This is a genomic window from Sphingomonas sp. MMS12-HWE2-04 (genome assembly GCF_044881185.1).
Classification (GTDB): domain Bacteria; phylum Pseudomonadota; class Alphaproteobacteria; order Sphingomonadales; family Sphingomonadaceae; genus Sphingomonas.
In genome coordinates this window covers 4,113,378-4,136,875 of sequence record NZ_CP173254.1, presented here as the reverse complement: position 1 = coordinate 4,136,875, position 23,498 = coordinate 4,113,378, and the positions used below count along the sequence as shown (strand labels likewise).

At 66.8% G+C, this 23,498-nt stretch carries 21 protein-coding genes and 1 pseudogene; 7 read left to right on the top strand and 15 right to left on the bottom strand.

The genetic code is table 11. The features are described 5' to 3' along the window. Position 1: 1 nt before the first annotated feature. Positions 2-1,384 carry an exodeoxyribonuclease VII large subunit gene (gene xseA, locus AB2M62_RS19725; RefSeq protein ID WP_404336589.1) on the bottom strand — a complete coding sequence of 461 codons (1,383 nt, stop codon included), beginning with the start codon at positions 1,382-1,384 and terminating at the stop codon, positions 2-4. Between xseA and purD the strand changes: the two genes are divergently transcribed. Beyond that, the gene (gene purD / locus AB2M62_RS19720; protein WP_404336587.1) at positions 1,383-2,645 is read left to right on the top strand and encodes a phosphoribosylamine--glycine ligase; all 1,263 of its coding nucleotides are present in this window, start codon (positions 1,383-1,385) and stop codon (positions 2,643-2,645) included. The two genes, xseA and purD, sit on opposite strands and share 2 nt — an antisense overlap. A 5-nt stretch (positions 2,646-2,650) precedes the next feature. Here purD and AB2M62_RS19715 read toward each other — a convergent pair whose 3' ends face one another. Continuing rightward, positions 2,651-3,853 carry an HD-GYP domain-containing protein gene (locus tag AB2M62_RS19715; RefSeq protein WP_404336585.1) on the bottom strand — a complete coding sequence of 401 codons (1,203 nt, stop codon included), beginning with the start codon at positions 3,851-3,853 and terminating at the stop codon, positions 2,651-2,653. Positions 3,854-4,113: 260 nt separating this feature from the next. On the opposite strand from AB2M62_RS19715, the gene AB2M62_RS19710 reads away from it, so the two are divergent. Next, the gene (locus AB2M62_RS19710; RefSeq protein WP_404336583.1) at positions 4,114-4,764 is read left to right on the top strand and encodes a hypothetical protein; all 651 of its coding nucleotides are present in this window, start codon (positions 4,114-4,116) and stop codon (positions 4,762-4,764) included. 3 nt (positions 4,765-4,767) lie between these two features. On the opposite strand, the gene AB2M62_RS19705 is transcribed toward AB2M62_RS19710, so the two are convergent. From AB2M62_RS19705 to AB2M62_RS19685, 5 genes are all read right to left on the bottom strand, one after another. Further along, on the bottom strand, positions 4,768-6,066 hold the full coding sequence (locus tag AB2M62_RS19705; RefSeq protein ID WP_404336581.1) for a hemolysin family protein: 1,299 nt from the start codon (positions 6,064-6,066) through the stop codon (positions 4,768-4,770). Between the two features lie 95 nt (positions 6,067-6,161). Then, positions 6,162-6,563 (bottom strand): hypothetical protein, encoded by a 402-nt coding sequence (locus tag AB2M62_RS19700; protein WP_404336579.1) that lies wholly within the window; start codon positions 6,561-6,563, stop codon positions 6,162-6,164. A 46-nt stretch (positions 6,564-6,609) separates the two neighbouring features. Beyond that, a complete protein-coding gene (locus AB2M62_RS19695; RefSeq protein ID WP_404340059.1) occupies positions 6,610-7,038 on the bottom strand; it encodes a nucleoside deaminase in 429 nt (142 codons plus the stop codon). 203 nt (positions 7,039-7,241) lie between these two features. Continuing rightward, the gene (locus AB2M62_RS19690; protein ID WP_404336577.1) at positions 7,242-7,445 is read right to left on the bottom strand and encodes a YqaE/Pmp3 family membrane protein; all 204 of its coding nucleotides are present in this window, start codon (positions 7,443-7,445) and stop codon (positions 7,242-7,244) included. Next, positions 7,442-7,735 (bottom strand): hypothetical protein, encoded by a 294-nt coding sequence (locus tag AB2M62_RS19685; RefSeq protein ID WP_404336575.1) that lies wholly within the window; start codon positions 7,733-7,735, stop codon positions 7,442-7,444. Before AB2M62_RS19685 ends, AB2M62_RS19690 begins: the two co-directional genes overlap by 4 nt. 162 nt (positions 7,736-7,897) lie before the next feature. Here AB2M62_RS19685 and rpmB point away from each other — a divergent pair, with 162 nt between their 5' ends. Next, on the top strand, positions 7,898-8,197 hold the full coding sequence (gene rpmB / locus AB2M62_RS19680) for a 50S ribosomal protein L28 (RefSeq protein WP_404336573.1): 300 nt from the start codon (positions 7,898-7,900) through the stop codon (positions 8,195-8,197). 104 nt (positions 8,198-8,301) lie between these two features. Here the strand turns inward: rpmB and AB2M62_RS19675 are convergent, their stop codons facing one another. From AB2M62_RS19675 to acs, 5 genes and pseudogenes are all read right to left on the bottom strand, one after another. Then, positions 8,302-9,288 (bottom strand): esterase-like activity of phytase family protein, encoded by a 987-nt coding sequence (locus tag AB2M62_RS19675; RefSeq protein WP_404336571.1) that lies wholly within the window; start codon positions 9,286-9,288, stop codon positions 8,302-8,304. A gap of 372 nt (positions 9,289-9,660) precedes the next feature. Beyond that, the gene (gene phbB / locus AB2M62_RS19670; protein ID WP_404336569.1) at positions 9,661-10,383 is read right to left on the bottom strand and encodes an acetoacetyl-CoA reductase; all 723 of its coding nucleotides are present in this window, start codon (positions 10,381-10,383) and stop codon (positions 9,661-9,663) included. Between the two features lie 40 nt (positions 10,384-10,423). Continuing rightward, positions 10,424-11,431 carry a ferrochelatase gene (gene hemH, locus AB2M62_RS19665; RefSeq protein WP_404336567.1) on the bottom strand — a complete coding sequence of 336 codons (1,008 nt, stop codon included), beginning with the start codon at positions 11,429-11,431 and terminating at the stop codon, positions 10,424-10,426. Next, positions 11,428-13,658: pseudogene (locus tag AB2M62_RS19660) on the bottom strand (molybdopterin cofactor-binding domain-containing protein). Before AB2M62_RS19660 ends, hemH begins: the two are co-directional and overlap by 4 nt. 48 nt (positions 13,659-13,706) lie before the next feature. Then, the gene (gene acs, locus AB2M62_RS19655) at positions 13,707-15,647 is read right to left on the bottom strand and encodes an acetate--CoA ligase (protein WP_404336565.1); all 1,941 of its coding nucleotides are present in this window, start codon (positions 15,645-15,647) and stop codon (positions 13,707-13,709) included. A gap of 164 nt (positions 15,648-15,811) precedes the next feature. Here acs and AB2M62_RS19650 point away from each other — a divergent pair, with 164 nt between their 5' ends. From AB2M62_RS19650 to AB2M62_RS19635, 4 genes are read left to right on the top strand one after another with little or no spacing between them, the layout of a single operon-like run. Then, positions 15,812-17,284 carry an efflux transporter outer membrane subunit gene (locus AB2M62_RS19650; protein ID WP_404336563.1) on the top strand — a complete coding sequence of 491 codons (1,473 nt, stop codon included), beginning with the start codon at positions 15,812-15,814 and terminating at the stop codon, positions 17,282-17,284. Continuing rightward, the gene (locus AB2M62_RS19645) at positions 17,274-18,689 is read left to right on the top strand and encodes an efflux RND transporter periplasmic adaptor subunit (protein WP_404336561.1); all 1,416 of its coding nucleotides are present in this window, start codon (positions 17,274-17,276) and stop codon (positions 18,687-18,689) included. The genes AB2M62_RS19650 and AB2M62_RS19645 overlap by 11 nt, the downstream gene beginning before the upstream one ends. Then, the gene (locus AB2M62_RS19640) at positions 18,676-19,401 is read left to right on the top strand and encodes an ABC transporter ATP-binding protein (RefSeq protein WP_404336559.1); all 726 of its coding nucleotides are present in this window, start codon (positions 18,676-18,678) and stop codon (positions 19,399-19,401) included. Before AB2M62_RS19645 ends, AB2M62_RS19640 begins: the two co-directional genes overlap by 14 nt. Then, complete coding sequence (locus tag AB2M62_RS19635; protein ID WP_404336557.1) at positions 19,401-20,609, top strand: ABC transporter permease; 1,209 nt, start codon at positions 19,401-19,403, stop codon at positions 20,607-20,609. The genes AB2M62_RS19640 and AB2M62_RS19635 overlap by 1 nt, the downstream gene beginning before the upstream one ends. Positions 20,610-20,675: 66 nt before the next feature. Here AB2M62_RS19635 and sdhA read toward each other — a convergent pair whose 3' ends face one another. From sdhA to sdhC, 3 genes are read right to left on the bottom strand one after another with little or no spacing between them, the layout of a single operon-like run. Then, positions 20,676-22,478 carry a succinate dehydrogenase flavoprotein subunit gene (sdhA, locus tag AB2M62_RS19630; protein WP_404336555.1) on the bottom strand — a complete coding sequence of 601 codons (1,803 nt, stop codon included), beginning with the start codon at positions 22,476-22,478 and terminating at the stop codon, positions 20,676-20,678. Further along, the gene (gene sdhD / locus AB2M62_RS19625) at positions 22,478-22,870 is read right to left on the bottom strand and encodes a succinate dehydrogenase, hydrophobic membrane anchor protein (RefSeq protein WP_404336553.1); all 393 of its coding nucleotides are present in this window, start codon (positions 22,868-22,870) and stop codon (positions 22,478-22,480) included. The genes sdhA and sdhD overlap by 1 nt, the downstream gene beginning before the upstream one ends. Next, positions 22,863-23,288 carry a succinate dehydrogenase, cytochrome b556 subunit gene (sdhC, locus tag AB2M62_RS19620; RefSeq protein WP_404336551.1) on the bottom strand — a complete coding sequence of 142 codons (426 nt, stop codon included), beginning with the start codon at positions 23,286-23,288 and terminating at the stop codon, positions 22,863-22,865. The genes sdhD and sdhC overlap by 8 nt, the downstream gene beginning before the upstream one ends. Between the last annotated feature and the right edge of the window lie 210 nt (positions 23,289-23,498).

Below are 23,498 nucleotides of genomic sequence, written 5' to 3'. Positions count from 1 at the left end.
TCTAGAGCAGGCTCGGCTGCTCGGGGCTGGCCCCACCATAGGATTTGCCGCCCGGCCGCTCAACCCGCGCATCGACCGCGCCATCGGCGAAGTGGAGCGTCACAGCGCCCGCGCCGCGCGCAGCCTCGGCGGTGCCGATGACCTTCCTCGTGCCGCGCGCCTCCACCCAGGCATAGCCCTTTTTGAGCGGGAGCTCGGGATGAACGAGGTCGAGGTGCCGCCCGACTCCGCCAAGCTTCTGGCGCGCGGTGGCGAGACGCTGGTCGAGCATCGCCGGACGCAGCGCACCGGCCGAGCGATCGAGCTGGCCCCGCGCCAAGGTCACACGGCGTTCGAGCGCACGGTCGAGCCGCGCGCCCATATCGTCCATCTTCTGCCGCTGCGGACCGAGCAGGGCATCACGCTTCGGCAGCACGCGGACCAGCGCGGCGAGCCGTTCGAACGCGCGTTCGTGATAGCGGCGTACGCAGCGTTCGGTGCGGTGCGCCAGCGTCGCAACGGTGTGGCGGACATCGGCGAGCACCGGCACCGCGATCTCGGCCGCCGCAGTGGGCGTCGGCGCGCGCAGATCGGCGGCGAAGTCACACAGGCTGGTATCGGTCTCATGGCCGACCGCCGAGATCACCGGGATCGAGCAGCCCGCAACTGCACGCACCACGACTTCCTCGTTGAACGCCCACAGATCCTCGATCGAGCCGCCGCCGCGCGCGACGATCAGCAGGTCGGGCCGCCGCACCGGGCCGCCCTCGACGGGAAGCGCATCGAACCCCCGCACCGCCGCGGCGATTTCGGCGGCGGCGCCCTCGCCCTGCACCTTGACCGGCCACACCACGACATGGCTCGGGAAGCGATCGGCGAGCCGGTGGAGGATGTCGCGGATCACCGCGCCTGTGGGCGACGTTACCACTCCGATCGTGCGCGGCATGTGCGGCAGCGGCTTCTTGGCGGCGCGATCGAACAGCCCCTCGCCCGCCAGCTTGGCCTTCAATTTCTCGAACAGCGCCATCAGCGCGCCTTCGCCGGCAAGCTCCATACGTTCGATGACGATCTGGTATTTGGAGCGGCCGGGATAGGTGGTGAGCTTGCCGGTCGCGATCACCTCCAGCCCGTCCTGCGCTGCGAACGGCAGTGCCGCCGCCGCGCCACGCCAGATCACACCGTCGATCACTGCGTCGGCATCCTTGAGCGCCAGATAGGCATGGCCCGATGCGGCGCGTTTCCAGCCCGAAATCTCGCCGCGCAGGCGGACATGGCCGAATTCGCCCTCGACCATCCGCTTGAGCGATTGCGAGAGTTCGCTGACGCTCATGGCTGGTGCGTTGTCCCCCGGCATTTGCTCGGCTACGAGCCGCCCGGATGACGTATCGAAAAGGGGGTCGGCCATGAACGTCCTGCTGCTTGGGTCGGGAGGCCGCGAACATGCGCTCGCCTGGAAGCTCGCACAATCGCCGCTGCTGGCGCGGCTCTACGCCGCCCCGGGCAATCCGGGAATAGCCGAGCATGCCGAGATCGTTGATCTTGCGATCAACGACCATCGCGCGGTGATCGATTTCTGCATCCGCCATTCGATCGGCTTCGTCGTCATCGGGCCCGAGGCGCCGCTGGTTGCCGGTCTCGCCGACAATCTGCGCACGATGGGCGTCGGCGTGTTCGGCCCCAACAAGCTTCCCGCCCAGCTCGAAGGATCAAAGGGCTTCACCAAGGACCTTTGCGCGCGCGAGAAGATCCCGACTGCGGGCTATGTCCGCGTCGAGAGCCGCGACGGCGGCCTTGCCACGCTCGACGATTTTCCCCTGCCGGTAGTGATCAAGGCCGATGGCCTCGCCGCAGGCAAGGGCGTCACCGTCGCGATGACCCGCGAGGAAGCAGAGGGCGCGATCGTGGCAATCTTCGCCGAGGCAGGCGGCAGCGCGGTGATCGAGGAATTCCTCGAAGGCGAAGAGGCCAGCCTGTTCGTGCTAACCGATGGGACGACGATCGTACCTTTCGGATCGGCGCAGGACCACAAGCGCGTCGGTGACGGCGATACCGGCCCCAATACCGGCGGGATGGGCGCCTATAGCCCGGCGCGCGTGCTTACGCCCGAACTCGAGGCGGAGGCGATCGAGACGATCGTCAAACCGACGATCGAGGCGCTCGCGCGGCAGGGCGCGCCCTATTCGGGCGTGCTTTATGCCGGGCTGATGCTCACCCCGCAGGGCCCCAAGCTGATTGAATACAACGCCCGGTTCGGCGACCCCGAATGCCAGGTACTGATGCTGCGTTTCGAAGGCGATCTGCTCGCGCTGATGGTGGCGATCGACAAGGGCGAGCTTGCCGCCCAGCCCGCGCCGGTCTTCTCGGCCGAACCGGCGCTGACCGTGGTGATGGCGGCGAAGGGTTATCCCGGCACGTCCGAGACCGGCGGCGGGATCCGCGGGATCGACGCAGCCGAAGCCACTGGCGCAAAGGTGTTTCACGCCGGCACGCGCCGTCATGGCGGCACTCTGGTGGCGAGTGGCGGCCGCGTGCTGGCAGTCACGGCGACCGGAGCGAGCGTTCGCGAGGCAAAGGCGGCGGCATATCGCGGAGTCGATGCAATCGATTTCCCCACCGGCTTCTGCCGCCGCGACATTGGCTGGCGTGAAGTCGAACGCGAGCGCTGACGCGTTCAGGCCCAGCGGCGGACGGCGCGACCTTCGCTAAGCTGTTCGGACATTCCCGCCCAATCAGTGAAACCCCAGCGACCAGGATCCTCGGCGCGGATGATCTGGTCGCCGGCATTATCAAGCCAGGGGAAGATGTCTTCTAGCGCGACCGGCGCGCGCTCGACCGCGGAATGGAACACCCGCACCTTGCTGCGCGAGCCTTTGCCGCCATCGGGCAACGTGATGCCGAGCCGATTCGAACGCATCCGCACCAGCATGCCGGTCGGCACCACGCCGACGCTGCGGCAGAAATCGAACAACAGGTCGGGATCAAAATGCCCCGCCCAGCCCTGCATTTCGGTCACCGCCTTGAGCGGTGTCCAGCGCGCCTTGTAGGCGCGGTCCGAGGTCAGCGCGTCGAACACGTCGCAGATCGCCCCCATCCGCGCCGCCTGACTGATCGCCACGCCCCTAAGCCCGAAGGGATAGCCGGTGCCGTCGATCTTTTCATGATGCAGCAACGCAACGTCGAGCGTCTCCTGGTTCACGCCGTCGCCGCCGACCAGCATCTCGTGCCCGCGCTCGGGATGCGCCTTGATCAGCGAGAACTCGTCCTCGTCGAGCCGGCCAGGCTTGTTGAGCACTTCGAGCGGCACGGTCATCTTGCCAACATCGTGGAGCAGCCCGGCGAGCCCCATTGCGCGCACCGTTTCCTCGTCGAGCCCGATTTTGCGGGCAAAATTGACCATCAGCGCGCAAACCGACACCGAATGGAGATAGGTATATTCGTCCTTCGACTTGAGCCGCGAGATATCGATGAACATCGCCGGATTTCGTTCGACGCAATCCGAGATTTCGGCAACGACTGGCTCCGCCTGCGCGACGTCGATCGGCTGACCGTCGCGGGCGCCGTTGAAGATGCCCTTCACGGCCTGTTTGGAACGCGCGATCGTCTGCTTGGCGTGTTCCTTGTCAATCCTGGCGCTATGGCGCGGCTCAAAGCTCATCGCGACAGGGGTGTGCCGCAACACCGGGCGCGATCGCCCTGCTGGCGCCTCGGTGGTCGGCGCGGCAAGGCCCAGCCCGCGCGAATCATCTATAAGTACGGCGGGGACATCGCTCGCGCGGAGCAGTTCCAAATCCGACGGACGCTCTAGAAGGAACCGCGTCCGCCAGAAAGGGTGCTTCAGCCACGAACCCTCGAAGCCGTGGATGAACATGCCCATTTTGACCTGTTCTGGCAGTATCCTTCTCAGCACCTGCTGACCCTTGGGAGCGATTCGCAACCAAGGTTAGGAGACTTACGGTTTCACGCAGGTTAAAGCTGCCCGATCTCCGCGCCATGCCGCGATACCTTAGCCCAACTGGTTCGGCTCACCGACCCAGCGATCTGGCGCTTTGACGGAAGGCGGACAATCGGCATCTGGACGGGCCCTTTCGCCGCGCTATGCAGTTGTTAAGCGATTGCATAGGCCGGGAGGGAAGAATGAACGACCAGATGGCTACGCCGACGCCTGCGGCGATAATGAACGGTGCACCTGGCTGGTTGACCCTGCCCTTCGTACTGATCGCCATCGGCATCGCTTTCGCACTTATCGTCCTGTTCTGGGGCGCCCGGCTCGCGCGGCGCCGGCAGAACGTCCGCGACACGCTCGAGGATCGCGGCGAGGCACATTTTGCCGGCACGCCGGCCCCGGTTGCGCCCGCGCCGCCACCAATCGCCGAGGCACCGACCCCGGCTACCGCACCGTCGCCGATCGCCGACGAGCCGATCGCTGCAGCCGCGCCGCTCGATGCGTCACCGGCATCGATCGCCGCCGATCTCGCCGCGCCGGTCCCCGAGCCGATCGCCGAGGAAGCGCCCGCGCCCGAGCTTCAGCCGACGCTGCCCGCCGAAACTCCGGACGCGCTCACGCGCATGAAAGGCGTCGGCCCTCGAGTCGCCGATCGGCTGCATGCGCTGGGCATTACCCGCTTTTCGCAGATCGCTGCGCTCAGCCCCACCGAGGCCGAGGCGCTCGACGCGCAACTGGAGAACTTCAAGGGCCGCCTCCACCGCGATCGCTGGGTCGAGCAGGCGGGCTTCCTCGCGCGCGGTGATACCGATGGCTATGAGGCCGTTTTCGGCAAGCTCTGAGGCTCAGGCCTCTTCGCGTACCAGCAGCTTGTCGATCTTGCGGCCGTCCATGTCGACGATCTCGAAGCGCCAGCCCTGTTCGCTGAACACTTCGCCTTCGATGGGAAGATGCTTGAGCACCGCCAGCGCGAGGCCGGCAACGGTAGCATAGTCGCGGTCCTCGGGGAGATCGAGACCGAGACGGTCGGCAAGGGCGTCGGCGGGCATTTGGCCGGAGACGAGCAGCGAGCCGTCTTCGCGCACCACGACATTGGGATTCTCGCCGGGTTCGGCGTCCGAGGCGAACTCGCCGGCGATCGCCGCAAGCAGGTTTGCCGGCGTCACGATGCCTTCGAAATGGCCATATTCGTCATGGACCAGCCCCATCGGCACTTCGGCGCGGCGCAGCGCCATCAGCGCGTCCATCGCGTCGACCTGGTCGGGGAGCACCGGCGCCGTGCGCATCAGGCGCCGCAATTCGAGCGGTTCGCCGCGAAACAGCGCCGCGGCGATATCGCGCGCCTGGACGACGCCGATCACTGAATCGACCGAGCCTTCGGCAACCGGCAGCCGCGTGTGCGGCGTCGAGAGCAGTGCCTCACGGATGCCCGCCGCGTCGAGATCGACGTCGAGCCAGTCGACATCGGTGCGCGGCGTCATCACTTCGCGCACCGGCCGATCGGCGAGACGGACCACGCCCGAGATGATCGAGCGCTCATGCTCCTCGATCACGCCCGACTTGCTGGCCTCGGCGACGATCAGATGCAGCTCCTCGGCAGTGACGCGATTCTCCGATTCGCGATTGAGCCCGATCAGCTTGAAGATAAGCGCGCTCGACGAGTCGAGCGTCCACACGATCGGCGCGGTGATCCGGCTGAGCCACAGCATCGGCACGGCCATGATCGCGGCGATCGGCTCGGGCGAGCGCAGCGCGAACTGCTTGGGCACCAGCTCGCCGATCACCAGCGAAGCGTAAGTGGTAAGTCCGATCACTACCGCAATGGCGGCGGTATGGGCATATTCCGGGTCAACGCCGAGCCATTCCAGCCGCTTGGCCACCGGCTCGCCCAGGCTGGCGCCCGAATAGGCGCCCGCGACGATGCCGATCAGCGTGATCCCGATCTGGACGGTGGAGAGAAACTTGCCAGGGTCCGCGGCGAGCTGGATCGCCGTTGCCGCGCCGCGATTGCCGATGCGCGCCATCGCTTCGAGGCGCGCGGTTCGAGCCGATACAATCGCGAGCTCGGACATCGAGAAGACGCCGTTGACGGCGACCAGCACGAGGATGATCGCGACGTCGATCCAGGGGAAGGGAGCGTTCATGGTGAGACCCCCTCCATATCCGCATCGCGGCGCGCTCTACAACCGCTGTCGTGCGCCCAGGGCGATCCACGCCAGCAATAAGCGCCTGGCTGCGGCTATTTGGACGTCTTCGCCTTGGTATAGGGCACGAATTTGTCGAGCAGCACGAAACCGCGCGGGAAGCCCGAGCTGCGATCGACCATATGGACCGCATCCATCCGGCAGAGCTGCGAGCTGAACGTCTTGGTCACCAGGATATCATCGTCGTTGAGCGATTCGGCGCCGGACTTGGGCGTGTTGACATAGAGCTTCGCGCCCGAGCGATAGACGATCGCCTTGCCATCGATGATCTGGCTCGATTGCGAGCCGTGCAGATCGATGCAATCGACAGGGGCACCGGCGACACGCTCGCCGATCAGCTTCTGAAGCTTGACCTCCGGCGTATCGCGGGTTGCAGCGAGGGCAGGCACCGAGAGCAGGGCCGCACCGAGGAGCAGGGGCTTGATGAATCCACGCATGCAGGGGCGTATAGCACGGATTGGCTGAACCCAGGCTGAAGCTTTTTCAGCGCCGAGCGCGAAAGAAATCCCGCAGCACGGCGCCTGCCTCGGCTTCGCCGATGCCCGGATAGACTTCGGGGCGATGGTGGCAGGTCGGCTGGCCGAAGAGGCGCGGGCCGTGCTCGACCGCGCCACCCTTGGGATCGCTGGCGCCGTAATAGAGCCGAGCGATGCGGGCATGCGCGATCGCGCCGGCGCACATGGCGCAAGGTTCGAGCGTCACCCACAGGTCGCAATCCTCGAGCCGATCGCGCCCGAGCAGCGATGCCGCCGCGCGGATCGCGCGCATCTCGGCATGGGCAGTGGGATCGTGGAGCGTGCGCGGGGCATTTGCGGCGACCGCGAGGATCGCGCCATCGCGGACGATCGCCGCGCCCACCGGCACCTCCCCCTCCGCTGCGGCGCGCACCGCAGCGTCGAGCGCCGCGCGCATCGGTTCGGGCAGAGGGAACATGGCTGCGGGTTAGGGCGCGTAACGAAAACCCGCAATCGCTAGCGGAAGTTTACACTAGGTTGACACTGTCAGCACGTCGCGCGAACTGCGCCTCTTCCCAGTCGTCTGAGAGCGCAGAGTTGGCCGGTCGCCAAGCGGACAAAATCCCACATTGCAAGGCGTTAGAAGGCAGGGCCGATGGACTAGGCTTTCGCCGGCTCCAGCCGCTCCGCCACCCCCTCGCGCCGCACTACGCTCCACAGCGCATAGGCCGCGCCCGGCACAAACCCGAGCACGGTCAAGCCGCAGGTGATCAGGAAATCGCGGCCAGGCCCGCGCGCGAGATAGGTGCCGAGCGGCGGTAGCAACACCGCCGCCGAGATTCGGCCCGGCGTTGCGCGGCTCACGGTGCAGGGGTGGGCGTCGGCTTGGCGCCCGCCTGCTTCACTTCGATCGTCGGCAGGCTGACGGTGGTATCCTTCATTTCCACCGTGGGCAGCTCGACGGACTTGTTCGAGCTACCGATCCCGACCGTGCCGGTCTCGGCCTTGAACTTGGGCAATTGGCCGCCCTCGGCGCTGAAGGTCACGCGGGGCAGCGAAGCTCCGGTCTGCTGGTCGAGCCGCAGCATGCCGGTCGCCAAAAGGCCTACCAGGACGAGGGCCGCGAGGCCGATCAAAGTCAGGATTGCGCGCATCTATCGTCTTCCCGTGTTTGAATTGTTTGCGTAATAACGCCCGATCCCCGCCGCTGGTTGCGTGGTTCGTGCAGCTTTGATCGGCGAATTGGTTGACGTCCCTGCACGAAGGGGGTATCGGCGCGGCCTTTCCGGCTTAGGCTAAAAATCAGGATTTAAGCGATGTCGCGCATTTGCGAGCTGACCGGCAAGGGCCGGCAGGTGGGACACAACGTCTCCCACGCCAACAACAAGACCAAGCGCACGTTCCTGCCCAACCTGCAGAACGTTACGCTGATCTCGGATTTGCTCGGCAAGAGCGTTCGCCTGCGCGTTTCGACGCACGGCCTGCGTTCGGTCGAGCATAATGGCGGTCTCGACAACTGGCTGCTCAAGACCAGCGACGAGGATCTCTCGCTGCGTGCGCGTCGCCTCAAGCGCGAAGTGCGCAAGGCCAGCACGGCGACGGCAACCGCAGCCTGATCCTGATCGGCGCGGGCATCCCGCGCCGATACGGTTCCAGCTGACCTGCAACCGGTCCACGCCCTGCGGCATGGGCCGGTTTTGCGGCGTCTGGCGCACGCCGCTCAGGCGTCGAGCCGGAACTTGAGCAGCAGCGACCATTCCCAGAATTGCGCATTGTCGTCCGAGGCGATCCACAGGATCGTCGCGCCGCCTTCGCGCGTGACCGCGACGGCCTCGTAATTGTCGTGGAGCAGCGGACGCTCGAGCGCCGCGATCTCGGTGCCCTTCACGATCGCGCCCTCGCGGATCGCCCGCGGATCGACGATCGTCAGCTTCACGCTGAACAAAGTGGGCGGCGCACTGAAGCGCCGGTTGATCACCACCAGCCGGCCGTCGGGCAACTGCGCGGCATCGCTCGGGCTATATCCGTCGGGCGGCAGATAGGTGAATTTGGTCACCTTGTCCGGCGCTTCGGTGGGATCGCCGGCAAACAGCAATGCCGGCCGATTGGGCCGCCGATCGACTCGCCCCTCGCACAACACGATGAAGCGCCCATCGGAGAGCCGCACCAGTGACTCCGGCCCGTAATCCTGGCGCCACTTGCGCATCGTCTTGGGAAAGGCGTGGCGCTCGGCGCGGGTGAAGGCACCATCATAGCGATAGATCCCGCCGTCATTCTCGAACGCGACCCAGCGATGCCCGGCGCCATCGATCGTCATCGCCTCCGAATCGCGATCCTCCTTGAGGCGTCCGGTACCGGGCCCGCCGGGAAGATCGCCGAAGCTGAGCTCGCGCGGCCGCCAATCGGCGCCCATGCGAAAACGGACGATATTGCCGTTGTCGCTCAGCAGCGTGAAGCGATCGCCCTCGACGGTCAGCGACGAGAAGCCGCCAAATGCCGGATCGGGGCTGGTGAGCCGTAGGCCGCCGAGAAAACTAAGCTTGCCGACCTGGGTGCGGGCAGGATCGCGCGGATCGATCGCCACGCGCGTCGCGGCCATCTCCGCATGGTCGCCCAGGATCGAACGCGTGCCCTTCTCCGACGACGACAGCGCCAATGCCAGAAGCAGCGGGAATGGGAGCAACCAGATACGCATCGGCTTGGTCATAGCGGTTGGCGCCCTGGCCGCCAGCCCGGCAAAGATGAACCTCAGACAACAAGCCGTTCAGAAACGAATCATCCGCGCGGCGGTAGAGCTTTGCGCAGAGTTTCCCTCGCGTTGCGTATCGAGGGTCGGGGTCGGTCCTTTCGAGGGCCGGCCCCTCGCTTTTGGTGCGAACCCATCGGCGTCAGCACTGAGCGGCCGATTGGGCGGTTAGCGGACCTTCTATTCGTCACCCCGGGTCAGGCCCGGATGACGAGTGGTGGGCCAATGTCCGCAACTGGGGCGCCAGCTACCGGTCAGCACTCAGTGTCCGCTTTGCCGCTCGCGAACATCCGCTAGTGGCCGTGCTCGGCCGGCAGCTTACGCCCCTAGGGCCTAGTACATGTGCTGCCCGCCGTTGATCGACAGCGTCGATCCGGTGACGAACCCGCCTTCTTCCGAGACCAGGAACGCCACGCCGCGCGCGATCTCGCTCGCCTGGCCGAGCCGGCCTACCGGAATCTTAGCGACGATCTTCTCGAGCACCTCGGGCGGCACCGCGGCGACCATGTCGGTGTCGATATAGCCCGGCGCGATCGCGTTGACCGTCACCCCGGCGCGCGCGCCTTCCTGCGCCAGCGCCTTGGTGAAACCATGGATGCCCGATTTTGCCGCGGCATAATTGACCTGGCCATATTGCCCGGCCTGGCCGTTGATAGAGCCGATATTGACAATGCGGCCCCACTTCCGGCTCCGCATGCCCGGGAAAGTGGCGTGCGCCATGTTGAAGCAGCCGCCGAGATTGATGCGGATCACGTCTTCCCACATCTCGCGGGTCATCTTGAGGATCGTGCCGTCGCGGGTGACGCCGGCATTGTTGACCACCACGTCGACCGGGCCCAGCTCGGCCTCGACCTTGGCCACGCCTTCCGCGCACGCGTCGAAATCGCCGACATCCCATTTATAAGCCTTGATGCCGGTGCGTTCGGTAAAGGCCTGGGCCTTTTCGTCATTGCCGGCATAGTTGGCGGCGACCGTCATCCCGGCGTCCTTGAGCGCAAGGCTGATCGCCTCGCCGATACCGCGCGTTCCCCCCGTCACGATCGCTATGCGTGCCATGTCGTCCTCTCCCTCTTCGTTCGCCGACGTTACGGCAGGCCTAGGCAGGCGCGGTCCAGCCCGCAAGCTCCCGGCCCAATATCTTCTTGAGCATATCAATGCCTTCGTCGCTTGCGTTGAGGCAAGGCAGGCAGGCGAAATCGGTGCCCCCGGCCTCGACAAAGGTCTCGCGCCCGCGGATCGCGATCTCCTCGAGCGTCTCGACGCAATCGGCGGAGAAGCCCGGCGTGACGATCGCGATGCGCTTGATCCCCTCGCCCGGCAGCCCGGCCAGCACCGTATCGGTGGCGGGTTCGAGCCATTTAGCGCGGCCGAAGCGCGACTGGAAGGTGACGATCAGTTCGCGACCGAGCGCTTCGGAGAGCAGCCGCGCGGTCTTGCGGCAATGGCAATGATAGGGGTCGCCGAGCTCGAGCGTGCGCTGCGGCATACCGTGGAAGCTCGCCAGCACGGCGTCCGGCACGAAATCGAGCCGCGCCAGCGAGGCCTCGACCGAGACCTTGAGCGCTTCGATATAGGCCGGATCATCGTGATAGGGCGGCAGCGTGCGCAGCGCGGGCTGCCAGCGCATCGCCGCCAGCGTCGCGAAGGCGCTGTCGTTGGCGGTCGCCGTGGTGGCGGCGCAATATTGCGGATAGAGCGGCGCGACGAGGATGCGCTGGCAGCCGGCCTCCTTCATCGCGCGCAGCCGGTCGCCGATCGCCGGCCGGCCATAGCGCATCGCATAATCGACGAGGACGTCGGGCCCGAACGCCCCCTGCAACGCGGCCGACTGCGCCCGCGTGAATGCGGCGAGCGGCGAGCCGCCCTCGGTCCAGACCTGCGCATAGGCATGCGCCGATTTCTTCGGCCGGGTGCGCAGGATGATGCCATGGAGGATCGGCAGCCAGGCCAGCCGCGGGATTTCGATCACGCGGGGATCCGAGAGAAACTCGGCGAGATAGCGCCGCACCGCCGCCGCCTCGGCCGCATCGGGAGTGCCGAGGTTGACGAGCAGCACGCCGATGCGCGGCGCCGGCTGCGCGGGATGACCGGGAGGAAGGTTCATTCGGCATCCGATAGCAGAGGAAGCCGGCGAAAGCGCACGCCGGTCGAGGCTTGAAGTGCATTGGCGATCGCCGGCGCCACCGGCGGCACGGCGAGTTCGCTAACTCCGCCCGGATCGGCGATGCTGGGGACGATCTCCACCGTGACATCGGGGGTGTTCGCCAGCGTCGGCAGTTCTAGTTCGGAGATTTCGCGGACGTCGGCGACATTCTCGGTGAAGCCGGTGCTCGCGCCGGTCGCCGCCGCCATGCCGAAGATCAGCCCGCCCTCGATCTGCTGGCGGACCAGATCGGGATTGACCACGCGCCCGCAATCGACTGCCGCGACCAGCCGCTCGACCTTGACCCGCCGGTCCGACGTCAGATGCGCCTCGGCCATCACCGCGATATAGGAGCCGCGGAAGGCGTGGCAGGCGATGCCCTGCCCGCTTCCGGGCTGCCCGCCCTGCCAGCCACCCAATTGCGCGGCGAGCTGGAGGCAGCGCGCCAGCCGCGGGTTCTGGCCGAGCATCGCCATGCGGAACGACACCGCCTCCTGCTGGGCAACATGCGCGAGCTCGTCGAGAAAGCTCTCGGTGAAGAAGCAGCTGTAGCTATGCGCGCCCGAGCGCCAATAGCCGGTCGGCACGCCGATCGCCGCGGGATGGTGATCGACTGCGAGATGGGGAATGGCATAGGCCGGCAAGGCGCCCGCGACCGCCGACGGATCGCCGGGCAGCGCCAGCGCGGCCGAAGGCAGGATCGCGCCGCCGAGCAGCCGCCGGGCGAGTTCGCGACCGGTCTCGGGGGCCGCGATCTTGGTGAGCCAGCCGCTGATGTGCCCGCGTTCGTCGAGCTTCGCGGTCAGCCGCCCGGCCGCGGCGGGACGGAAGCGATCGCGGCGGAAGTCCTCGCCGCGCGGCCAGGTGAGTTGGACCGGATGGCCGATCCGCACCGCGAGCAGCGCCGCCTCGGCCGCGGCCTCGGTCTCGAGCTTGGCGCCGAACGAGCCGCCGGCGAGCATCGGGTGGATCGTCACTGCGCCTTCGCCCAGCCCGGCCGCCCTGGCCGCGGCGGCGCGCGCAAGGCCGGGCGCCTGGGTAGGCAGCCACAAGGTCAGCCGGCCATCGGCATAGGATGCGGTGCAGGTCATCGGTTCGAGCGGCGCATGCAGCGCGAGCCCAACGCGATATTCCGCCGCGATCAGCCGCGCGCCGCGGAACTGCGCGGCGAGATCGCCGGCCTCGTGGACGCGCTGACCGGTGCCGTCGAATGCCGCGCTCAGGGCCGCCTCGATCGAATCGCTGTTGACCACTTCGGGCGGCGTCTTGAAGCGCGGCCGCATCGCCTCCAGCGCGCGGTCCGCTGCCCACCAATTGTCGGCGATTGTCGCCACCCAATTGTCGGTCGTCACCACCGCGCGCATCCCCGGCACGCGGTCCGCCGCGGCGCGGTCCATCTTGACCAGCGCGGTGTCGCCGACCGGCCCGTGGCGGATCGAGGCGAAGACCATGTCGGGTAAGCGGATGTCGCCGGCGAAATTGGCGCTGCCGTCGATCTTGGACGGCGCGTCGAGCCGCGGCAGCGGCTGGCCGGTGAGGCGCAGCACATCGCCTTCGCGCGGCAGGATAGCGTCCGGCACGTCCTCGCCCGCGGCGTCGGCCGCCAGCGCGCCGAAGCCGATCTTCTGGCCGTTGCCGATGACATAGCCATTGGCGGTGCTGCAGGTTTTCCAGTCCACGCCCCAGCGCCGCGCCGCCACCTTGCATAGCACTGCGCGTGCCGCCGCGCCGGCATGGCGGAGCTGGCCTTCGAAGCTGCGCACCGAAGTCGATCCACCAGTGAGCATCAGCCCGGTGCGCGTTACGAAGGTCTTGCGTAGGCTCTCGGGCATCCGGCCGATCGCCGCCTCGAACAGCGTCTCGGCGCCGAGCGCGTTGGCATAAAGCGGATTGATCGGTGCGGGCTCTACTCCGACGAGCCGCCAGTCGGCGCCCATCTCGTCCGCGGCGATCTGCGGCAGCGCGGTGTAGACCCCCTGGCCTTCCTCGCATTGCGGGATCGCGATCGAGACATGGCCGTCGGTGCCGATCTTGATCCAGGCACCGAACAGGCTTTCGCCGGGCGCCGCGGTCAGATTGGGGGATAGACCCGCGGCCAGACCGCCCAAGCGACCACCAGCCCGACCCCGGCGCCACCGCCGATCAGCAGCGTGCGCCGGTCTAGCCTGAAGGGGTGCTTCGCCGCCATCGCGCTTGCTCTATCGCGCCGCTGCGTGCGGCGCCAGTAGCGCGCGCCTCACGCCGTTACGCGGTTCGCCACCAGATCGTCGACCACCGCAGGATCGGCGAGCGTGCTCGTGTCGCCCAAGCTGGAGACATCGCCCTCCGCAATCTTGCGCAGGATTCGCCGCATGATCTTGCCCGAGCGCGTCTTGGGCAGCCCCGGCGCGAACTGGATCGCGTCGGGCGTGGCGATCGGGCCGATCTCGGTGCGCACCCAATCGCGGAGCTCCTTGCGCAGCGCCTCGTCGGCCACGCAATGCGCGTTCAAGGTAACATAGGCATAGATGCCCTGCCCCTTCACGTCGTGCGGCATGCCGACCACCGCGGCCTCGGCGACCTTGGCGTGGAGCACCAGCGCGCTCTCTACCTCGGCCGTGCCCATGCGATGGCCCGAGACGTTGATCACATCGTCGACCCGGCCGGTAATCCAGTAATAGCCATCGGCATCGCGGCGGCAGCCGTCGCCGGTGAAATACTTGCCCTTATAGGTAGTGAAATAGGTCTGGAAGAAGCGATCGTGATCGCCCCACACGGTGCGCATCTGCCCCGGCCAGCTCCGCGCGATGACCAGATTGCCCTCGGTCGCGCCGTGCAGGACATTGCCCTCGGTGTCGACGATCTGCGGGTCGACGCCGGGAAACGGCACCGTCGCCGATCCCGGCTTGAGCGCCGTGGCGCCTGGCAGCGGGGTGATCATGTGCCCGCCGGTCTCGGTCTGCCACCAGGTATCGACGATCGGGCAGCGCCCCTCGCCGACCACGTCGTGATACCAGCGCCACGCCTCGGGATTGATCGGCTCGCCGACGGTGCCAAGCAGCTTCAACGATTTCCGCGAGGTGCTCGTCACATAGTCGTCGCCCTCGCGCATCAGCGCGCGCAGTGCGGTCGGCGCGGTGTAGAGGATCTCGACCTTGTGGCGATCGACCACCTGCCAGATGCGCGACGCATCGGGCCAGTTGGGCACGCCTTCGAACATCAGCGTCGTCGCGCCGTTGGCAAGGGGGCCATAGACGATATAGCTGTGCCCAGTGACCCAGCCGATATCGGCGGCGCACCAATAGACCTGGCCCGGCTTGTAATCGAAGACGAGCTCATGGGTGTAGCTCGCCCAGAGCAGGTAGCCGCCCGAAGAGTGGAGCACGCCCTTGGGCTTGCCGGTCGATCCCGAGGTGTAGAGGATGAAAAGCGGATCCTCGGCGCCCATCGGCTCGGCCGGGCACTCGGCCGGCACGCGCGCCGCCGCTTCGTGATACCAGACGTCGCGGCCGTCCTGCATGTCGACGCCGCCGCCGGTGGCCTGAACGACGATCACCTTTTGGAGGCAGCTGGTGTGCTGCGCGGCGATATCGACATTAGCCTTGAGCGGCACCTTCTTGCCCCCGCGGCGGCCCTCGTCGGCGGTGACCACCACGCTCGAATCGCAATCGCTGATCCGCCCGGCGAGCGCCTCGGGCGAGAAGCCGCCGAACACCACCGAATGGATCGCGCCGATCCGCGCGCAGGCGAGCAGCGCAAACGCCGCCTCGGGGATCATCGGCATGTAGAGCGTGACGCGGTCGCCCTTCTGGACGCCCTGTGCCTTGAGCACATTGGCGAAGCGGCAGACCTCTTCGTGGAGCTGGAGATAGGTGTAGCGCCGCGGCGCCTCGCTCGGCTCGTCGGGCTCCCACAGGATCGCGACGTCGTTGCCGCGGCTGGCGAGATGGCGATCGATGCAGTTCGCCGCGACGTTGAGCTTGCCGTCAGGAAACCAGCGGATGTGGAAGTCGGCTTCGTCGAACGACCAGTCGCCGGCGACTTCGGGGCGCTTGATCCAATCGAGCCGGCGCGCCTGCTCGAGCCAGAAGCTGCCGGGATCGGCCAGGCTGCGGCCGTGGAGCTTCTCATATCCTGCCGCATTGACGCGCGCGCGGCGCGCCCATTCCGGCGGCACAGGATACAGGTCTTCGGCCATTGCTCTCTCCTTGGGGCGCCTCTTTAGGTCGGCGATGCGCGGCGAGGCAAGCAGGGGCAGGCCGGCACGAAAATAAGCGTCTCCGGGAGTGGTCAGCAACCTTGTGACATCTTACGACAATAAAAGGATGGAACTGAACCGCGTCCGAAACCATGGTGCCTTCCATGCCACGCCCCACCCTTCCATCGCTCCTTGCGCTCGCGCTGCCGCTTGCCGCGTGCACGGCGGGGCCCGACTATCATCCGCGCAGCGCCACCGAGCTCGGCGTTCCCGACAGCTATTCCGTTGCCGCCAACCAGGCCGCGCGCGAAGACCTCACTCGCTGGTGGCAAAAGTTCGACGATCCCGTGCTCGGATCGCTGGTCGAGCGCGCGCAGGCCGCCAATCTCGACATCGCCCAGGCCGTCGTCCGGCTGCGCCAGGCGCGCGAATCGCTGGTGCAGCAGCGCGCGAGCCTGTTTCCCAGCGTCAGCGCATCGGCCGGCGTCTCGCGCAGCGAACCGCTGCGCGGCGGGACGACGACGACCACGCTCCCCGACGGCAGCGTGACCTCGTTCTCGCAGGGCGGCAACACCAGCTTCTCGCTGGGCGGCGACGCCAATTACCAGGTCGATCTGTTCGGCGGCGTGCGGCGCGGGGTCCAGTCGGCGCGCGCGAGCTACGAGGCGGCCGGGTTCGATTATGCCGCGGTGCTGATCTCGATCCAGGCCGAGACCGCGCGCAACTATGTCCTCGCCCGGCTCGCCCAGGCCAATCTCGCCAACGCGCGGGATTCGCTGGGATTGCAGGACGACAATCTCCAGATCGCGCAATGGCGGGTGCAGGCCGGGCTGGTCTCTTCGCTCGATGCCGAGCAGGCGCGAGCGCAGCGGGCACAGACCGCTGCGTCAATTCCGACGCTGGAGGCCAATTACAACGGCTTCGTTTCGCGGCTGGGCGTGCTTACCGGACAGGCGCCCGGCGCGCTCAAGGGCGAATTGGAGGCCGTGAAGCCGATCCCCCGCGGGCCCGGGATCGTCCAGGCAGGCATCCCCGCCGATGCGCTGCGCCAGCGCCCCGACATTCGCGCCGCCGAGCGCAACCTTGCCGCCGCCACCGCGCAGATCGGCGTGGCGCAGGCCCAGCTCTATCCTTCGCTGGCGATCGGCGGCAGCATCGATGCCGGATCGAGCGCGCTTTCGTCGATCTTCGACGTGCTCACCGGGCGCCTGTTCGGCAACATCGCCCAGACGATCTTCGACGCCGGGCGCACCCGCAGCCAGATCCGCTCGGCCCAGGCGGCAGCGGATGGCGCCTTCCTCGCCTATAAATCGACGGTGCTGACCAGCCTGGAGGATATCGAGAACGCGATTGTCGCGCTTCAGGCGGCGCAGCGGCGCGAGGCCGAGTTCCGCATCGCGCTCGACGCCTCGAACAACCAGGCACTGCTCGCGCGGCTGCAATATCGCTCGGGCCTGACCGATTTCATCACGCTCAACCAGGCGGAGAGTTCGCTGCTCTCGGCCCGCAACGGCCTGTCGCAGGCCCAGTCCGATCAGGCGACGGCGCTGATCCAGCTCTACACCGCGCTCGGCGGCGGCTGGGACGCGCGCGTCACTCCCCAGGCACCCATTACAGGCGGCACGAATGGCAACTGACCCCAACGCCAATCTGAACGAGTTCCTCGGCACGCCGGCGCGGCCGTGGTGGCGGCGCTGGCTCAAATGGATCGTCGGCGCGATCGTGCTGCTGGCGATTGTGTTCGTGCTGTTCCGCGTGTTCGGCGGATCGACCGAGACGCAATATGCCACCGACGATGTCGAGCGCGGCGCACTCACCGTCACCGTATCGGCGACCGGGAAGCTCGCGCCGACCAATCAGGTGCAGGTTGGTTCGGAATTGTCCGGCCTGGTCGAGACGGTCACCGTCGACGTCAACGATCGCGTCGTGAAGGGCCAGCCGCTCGCCGTGCTCGATACCTCGCGGCTCGACGATGCGATCACCCAGAGCAAAGCGACGCTCAATGCCGCACTCGCCACCGTCGCACAGAACCAGGCGACCGTTGCGCAAAGCCAGGCCAATCTCGCGCGGCTCGAGGAAGTCAGCAAGCTTTCGGGCGGCAAGGTGCCTGCCAAGGTCGAGATGGAGACCGCGCGCGCCGATGTCGCACGCGCCGTCGCCAATCTGCGCGCAGCCCAGGCGAACGTCGTGTCGCAGCGCGCTGCGCTGTCGTCCAACGAAACCCAGCGCTATAAGGCGGTGATCCGCTCGCCCGTCAACGGCGTGGTGCTCGCCCGCCAGATCGACGAGGGCCAGACCGTCGCGGCATCGTTCAGCACGCCGACGTTGTTCGTTATCGCCGAGGATCTGAGCGCGATGGAGCTTCAGGTTGCGATCGACGAGGCCGATGTCGGCTCGGTCAAGCAGGGCCAGATCGCCAGCTTCACGGTCGATGCCTTCCCGGGCAAGACCTTTCCCGCGACGATCACCCGCGTCGATCTGGGTTCGAACCTGACGGCTTCGACCAGCAGTTCGAGCAGCACGACGACATCGACCACCTCGTCGCAGGTCGTCTCCTACGCCGCGACGCTGAGCGTCTCCAATGCCGATCAACAGCTGCGCCCGGGCATGACGGCCACGGCTGAGATCGTCACCAAGTCCAAGTCCAATGTGTTGTTGGTGCCCAACGCCGCGTTGCGCTTCACCCCGACCAGCACCGGTCCGAACGCGAGCAGCACCAGCGGCATCGCCGGCGCGCTGGTCCCGCGCGGGCCCCGGCGGGGGGGCGGCGCGGCGAAGACGGCAGGCGGCAAGGAATCGGCCCAGCAGACGGTGTATATCCTCGGCACGGACGGCCAGCCCCAGCCCGTGCCCGTGACTGTCGGCGACACCAACGGCACCGTAACCGAAATCACCGGCGGCGGCTTGAAGCCCGGCGACAAGGTGATCACCGGCCAACTTTCCGGCTCGGCAGGGCAGAAGCGCCAGGGCTCGGGCAGCGGCCAGCGCCGCCAGGCGGGCGCGGCGGGCGGCCAGAGCGGAGGCCAGCGTGGCGGACAGTGACGCTCCCCTGATACGGCTGCGCGGCGTCACCAAGACCTATGGTGAAGGCGCCACGCAGTTCCAGGCGCTCAAGGGCATCGATCTCGACATCCAGGCCGGCGATTTCGTCGCAGTCATGGGGCCCTCGGGATCGGGCAAGTCGACGACGATGAACATATTGGGTTGTCTCGACGTGCCTTCGGGCGGCGAGTTTCTGTTCAAGGGCTTCCATGTCGAGACGCTCGAGCGCGACCAGCGCGCGTTGCTCCGACGCAAATATCTCGGCTTCGTCTTCCAGGGGTTCAATCTGCTCGCGCGCACCTCGGCGCTGGAGAATGTCGAACTGCCCCTGCTGTATCGTGGAGATCCCAAGAAGGAGCGGCGCGAGGCGGCTCTGGCAGCGCTCGACAAGGTCGGGCTCAAGCAATGGTGGGATCATACCCCTGCCGAGCTTTCGGGCGGCCAGCAGCAGCGTGTCGCCATTGCCCGCGCGATCGTCACCAATCCCGACGTACTGCTCGCCGACGAGCCGACCGGCAATCTCGATTCGGAGCGTTCGGTCGAGATCATGCGGCTGCTCACCGATCTCAACCAGACGAGCGGGATCACCGTGCTGATGGTCACCCACGAACCCGACATGGCTGCGTTCGCGCGCACCATCATCCATTTCAAGGACGGGCTGGTCGAGCGAATCGAGGCGCAGCATCATCAGGGCGAGGCGGTGGCGCAATAATGTTCGGTACCACCTTCGTTCTCGCGATCCGATCGATCCTGCGGCACAAGCTGCGCTCGATCCTGACCGCTCTCGGCATCATCATCGGCGTCGCCGCGGTGGTCACCATGGTGACGCTCGGCAAGGCGACCACTGCAGCGGTACAACAGCAGATCTCGGCGCTCGGCACCAACATCCTCCAGATCCGCCCCGGGCAGGGCTTCGGCCGCGGCGGCGGCGGGCCCCGCCCACCCAATTTCAAGCCCGAGGATGTCCAGGCGATCCGCGCCCAGATCACCGGCGTGACCGCGGTTGCCCCGCAGGCCGGGAGCAGCGCCACGGCAATCTATAACGGCGCCAACTGGTCGACGACGATCAACGGCACCACCAATGATTATTTCAAGGTCCAGCCCTGGCCGCTCGCCCAAGGGCGCATCTTCTCGCCCGCCGAGGAACAGGCCGGCAAGGGCGTCTGCATCATCGGCAACACCGTGCGCACCAATCTCTTCCGCGGCGGCAATGCGGTGGGCGAGCGGCTGCGCGTCAACGGCATCTCGTGCGACGTCATCGGCGTGCTGTCGACGCGCGGCCAGGCCGGTTTCGGCGGCGATCAGGACGATGTCGTGATCATGCCGATCAAGCAGGTCCAGCGCCGCTTCTCCGGCAATCGCGACATCAGTCTGATGCTGGTCGGCACCGATCCCGATTATGACAGTGCGCAGGTCCAGTCGGCGATCACCGATCTGCTGCGCGAGCGGCGCCAGATCAGCGGCGGCAAGCAGGACGATTTCAACATCTTCGACACCGCCCAGATCAGCGCGACGCTGACCGGCACGACGACCTTGCTCACCCAGATCGTCGCCGCGGTGGCCGGGATCAGCCTCGTCGTCGGCGGCATCGGCATCATGAACATCATGCTCGTCTCGGTGACCGAGCGCACCCGCGAGATTGGCATCCGCCTCGCGATCGGCGCGGTGGCGAGCGAAGTGCTTATGCAGTTCCTGGTCGAGGCGGTGGTGCTGTCGATGCTCGGCGGCGTGATCGGACTGCTGCTCGCGCAGCTGGCGATCGTGCTGATGTCGTGGCTGGGCGGGCTGCCCTTCCTGTTCGACGTCCGCATCAACGTCATCGCTTTCGCGATCTCGGCGATCATCGGCGTGGTGTTCGGCTATTTCCCGGCGCGCCGGGCGGCCTCTCTCAATCCGATCGACGCACTCCGGCACGAATAGAAAGGGACCCCGGCGCGTGCCGGGATCCCTTTTCGAACGGTCAGCGAGAAGCCGTCGAAGCGCGGCTCAATACACCCGCTTCTTGGGCTTGATATACTCGATCTCGTCGGTGAGCGTGTAGTCGTGGACCGGGCGGTAATCGATCGCCGTCGTGCCGGTCTTGCCGCCCCAGCCGTCGAAGGTCGCGACGGTGTGCTTCATCCAGTTCGCGTCGTCGCGATTGGGGAAGTCCTCGTGCATGTGCGCGCCGCGGCTTTCCTTGCGATTGGCGGCGCACTCGATGGTGACGACGGCCTGGCCGATCAGATTGTCGAGCTCGAGCGTCTCGACCAGATCGGTGTTCCAGATCAGCGAGCGATCCTGGATGCCGACGTCCTGGAAGCCGGCATAGACCTGCTTCATGTGCTCGACGCCCTCGGCGAGCAGCGCGCTGTCTCGGAACACCGCGCAATGGCGCTGCATCGTCTTCTGCATGTCGGCGCGGATCTGCGCGGTGGGCTTGGCGCCCTTGGCGTTGCGGAAGTGATCGAGGCGGGTGAGCGCAAATTCCTCCGAGCCCTTGGGCAGCTCGTCATGCTTGCTGTTCGGCTTGAGCAGCTCCTTCAAGCGCAGCCCGGTGGCGCGGCCGAACACGACGAGATCGATCAGCGAGTTCGAGCCGAGGCGATTGGCGCCGTGGACCGACACGCACGCCGCTTCGCCGACCGCGAACAGGCCGGGGACGACGGTGTCCGGATTGCCGTCCTTCAGGTGGACGACTTCGCCGTGATAATTGGTCGGGATGCCGCCCATATTATAATGGACCGTCGGCACCACCGGCAGCGGCTGGCGGGTGAGGTCGACGCCGGCGAAGATCTTGCCGGTCTCGGTGATCCCCGGCAGCCGCTCGTGCAGCACCTTGGGATCGATATGGTTGAGGTGAAGGAAGATATGATCCTTCTCCTTGCCGACGCCGCGGCCTTCGCGAATTTCCATCGCCATCGAGCGCGCGACGACGTCGCGGCTGGCAAGGTCCTTGGCCGAGGGGGCATAGCGTTCCATGAAGCGCTCGCCCTCGGAATTGGTCAGATAGCCGCCCTCGCCGCGCGCACCCTCGGTGATGAGCACGCCGGCGCCGTAGATGCCGGTCGGATGGAACTGGACGAACTCCATGTCCTGCAGCGCGATGCCCGCGCGCAGCGCCATGCCGTTGCCGTCGCCGGTGCAGGTGTGCGCCGAGGTCGCCGACTGATAGACGCGCCCGCCGCCGCCAGTGGCAAGCACCACGGCGTGGCTGCGGAAGCGGTGGATGCTGCCGTCTTCCATGCACAAAGCGATCACGCCGCGGCACTTGCCGTCTTCCATGATCAGGTCGAGCGCGAAATACTCGACATAGAAGTCGGCGTCGTACTTCAGGCTCTGCTGGTAGAGCGCGTGGAGCATGGCGTGGCCGGTGCGGTCCGCTGCGGCGCAAGTGCGCTGCACGGGGGGGCCTTCGCCCATATTCTGCATGTGCCCGCCGAACGGGCGCTGGTAGATCGTGCCATTGTCGTTGCGGCTGAACGGCACGCCGGCATGTTCGAGCTCATACACCGCCTGCGGCGCTTCGCGGACCATATATTCGATCGCGTCCTGGTCGCCGAGCCAGTCCGACCCCTTGACGGTGTCGAACATGTGCCACTGCCAGTGATCGGGCGTGTTGTTGCCCAGGCTGGCGGCGATGCCGCCCTGCGCCGCCACGGTGTGCGAGCGCGTCGGGAACACCTTGGTGATGCACGCAGTCTTCAGCCCGGCCTCGGCGCAGCCCATCGTCGCGCGCAGGCCCGAGCCTCCGGCCCCGACGACGACGGCGTCGTAGCTGTGATCGATGATCTTGTAAGCGGCAGGCATCAGAGCGCGGCTCCCGTCGTCGTGAAGGCGACCTTGAGGATCGAGAAGACGGCGAACGCGCCGGCGCCGATCGTGAAGAAATTGAGCAGGACGAGCAGGACGATACGCGTCTCGTCGTGCTGATAGTCCTCGATCACCACCTGGAGCCCTAAGCGGAAATGATAGAAGGTGGAGACGACGAGCAGGATCATCGGCACCGCGACGATCGTCTGCGCCATCCACGCCGTGATCGTGGCATGGTCATAGGCCGGCAGCATCGCGATCGAGAGGATGAACCACAGCACGAGGATCAGGTTCGATCCCGCGGTGAAACGCTGGTGCCACCAATGGTGCGCGCCTTCCTTGGCCGAGCCGAGACCGCGGACGCGGCCGATGCTGGTGCCGTTACCCATTATGCTTCTCCAGCAGGATGTAGGCCCAGAAGGCCGCAGTCGCGAGTAGCGAGAAGGCGAAGGTCATCAGCGCCGTGCGCTTGTTGCCGCGCAGTTCGAAATTCGCGCCGAAATCGAGGAACAGATGCCGGGTGCCCGAGGCCATGTGCTGGAAGAACGCCCAGCTCAGCCCGATGCCGAGGACATAGCCGACGATATTGAGCGCGCCCGACTTGAGCGTGAACAGATCGAGAAACGCAGCATAAGCGGAAGCGCCCGATGCCATCGCGATCAGCCACCAGACGAACAGGACCGTGCCCACGGTCGCCAGACCGCTGCCGGTGACCCGGTGGACGATCGAGACCGTCATGTGCGGCCCCCATTTCCAGATCGAGAGATGGGGAGAGAGCGGGCGCGCCGAATTGCGGACGTTGGCCAAGGATATTCCTTTCGGGTCGACGCCGCCTCCTTAATCCTGCGGGCCCGGGATGCAAGGGCGCAGGACGTCTGGGAAAAGGGTGAACGCCGCGTTGACTAACCGGGTCTTAACCAGTTGCCGCGCATAGCTTTGGCCGAGAGCGGTCCGCCCGGGGCCGCAATGGGGACTTTCGTGACTGTGGCATCGACCAAGGATTTGCCGGCACCCGGC

Bases quoted from the DNA above. Each gene is read 5' to 3' on its own strand.
- purD (WP_404336587.1), top strand. From the start codon at position 1,383: ATGAACGTCCTGCTGCTTGGGTCGGGAGGCCGCGAACATGCGCTCGCC.
- xseA (WP_404336589.1), bottom strand. From the start codon at position 1,384: ATGGCCGACCCCCTTTTCGATACGTCATCCGGGCGGCTCGTAGCCGAG.
- AB2M62_RS19715 (WP_404336585.1), bottom strand. From the start codon at position 3,853: ATGGGCATGTTCATCCACGGCTTCGAGGGTTCGTGGCTGAAGCACCCT.
- AB2M62_RS19710 (WP_404336583.1), top strand. From the start codon at position 4,114: ATGAACGACCAGATGGCTACGCCGACGCCTGCGGCGATAATGAACGGT.
- AB2M62_RS19705 (WP_404336581.1), bottom strand. From the start codon at position 6,066: ATGAACGCTCCCTTCCCCTGGATCGACGTCGCGATCATCCTCGTGCTG.
- AB2M62_RS19700 (WP_404336579.1), bottom strand. From the start codon at position 6,563: ATGCGTGGATTCATCAAGCCCCTGCTCCTCGGTGCGGCCCTGCTCTCG.
- AB2M62_RS19695 (WP_404340059.1), bottom strand. From the start codon at position 7,038: ATGCGCGCGGCGCTCGACGCTGCGGTGCGCGCCGCAGCGGAGGGGGAG.
- AB2M62_RS19685 (WP_404336575.1), bottom strand. From the start codon at position 7,735: ATGCGCGCAATCCTGACTTTGATCGGCCTCGCGGCCCTCGTCCTGGTA.
- rpmB (WP_404336573.1), top strand. From the start codon at position 7,898: ATGTCGCGCATTTGCGAGCTGACCGGCAAGGGCCGGCAGGTGGGACAC.
- AB2M62_RS19675 (WP_404336571.1), bottom strand. From the start codon at position 9,288: ATGACCAAGCCGATGCGTATCTGGTTGCTCCCATTCCCGCTGCTTCTG.
- phbB (WP_404336569.1), bottom strand. From the start codon at position 10,383: ATGGCACGCATAGCGATCGTGACGGGGGGAACGCGCGGTATCGGCGAG.
- hemH (WP_404336567.1), bottom strand. From the start codon at position 11,431: ATGAACCTTCCTCCCGGTCATCCCGCGCAGCCGGCGCCGCGCATCGGC.
- acs (WP_404336565.1), bottom strand. From the start codon at position 15,647: ATGGCCGAAGACCTGTATCCTGTGCCGCCGGAATGGGCGCGCCGCGCG.
- AB2M62_RS19650 (WP_404336563.1), top strand. From the start codon at position 15,812: ATGCCACGCCCCACCCTTCCATCGCTCCTTGCGCTCGCGCTGCCGCTT.
- AB2M62_RS19645 (WP_404336561.1), top strand. From the start codon at position 17,274: ATGGCAACTGACCCCAACGCCAATCTGAACGAGTTCCTCGGCACGCCG.
- AB2M62_RS19635 (WP_404336557.1), top strand. From the start codon at position 19,401: ATGTTCGGTACCACCTTCGTTCTCGCGATCCGATCGATCCTGCGGCAC.
- sdhA (WP_404336555.1), bottom strand. From the start codon at position 22,478: ATGCCTGCCGCTTACAAGATCATCGATCACAGCTACGACGCCGTCGTC.
- sdhD (WP_404336553.1), bottom strand. From the start codon at position 22,870: ATGGGTAACGGCACCAGCATCGGCCGCGTCCGCGGTCTCGGCTCGGCC.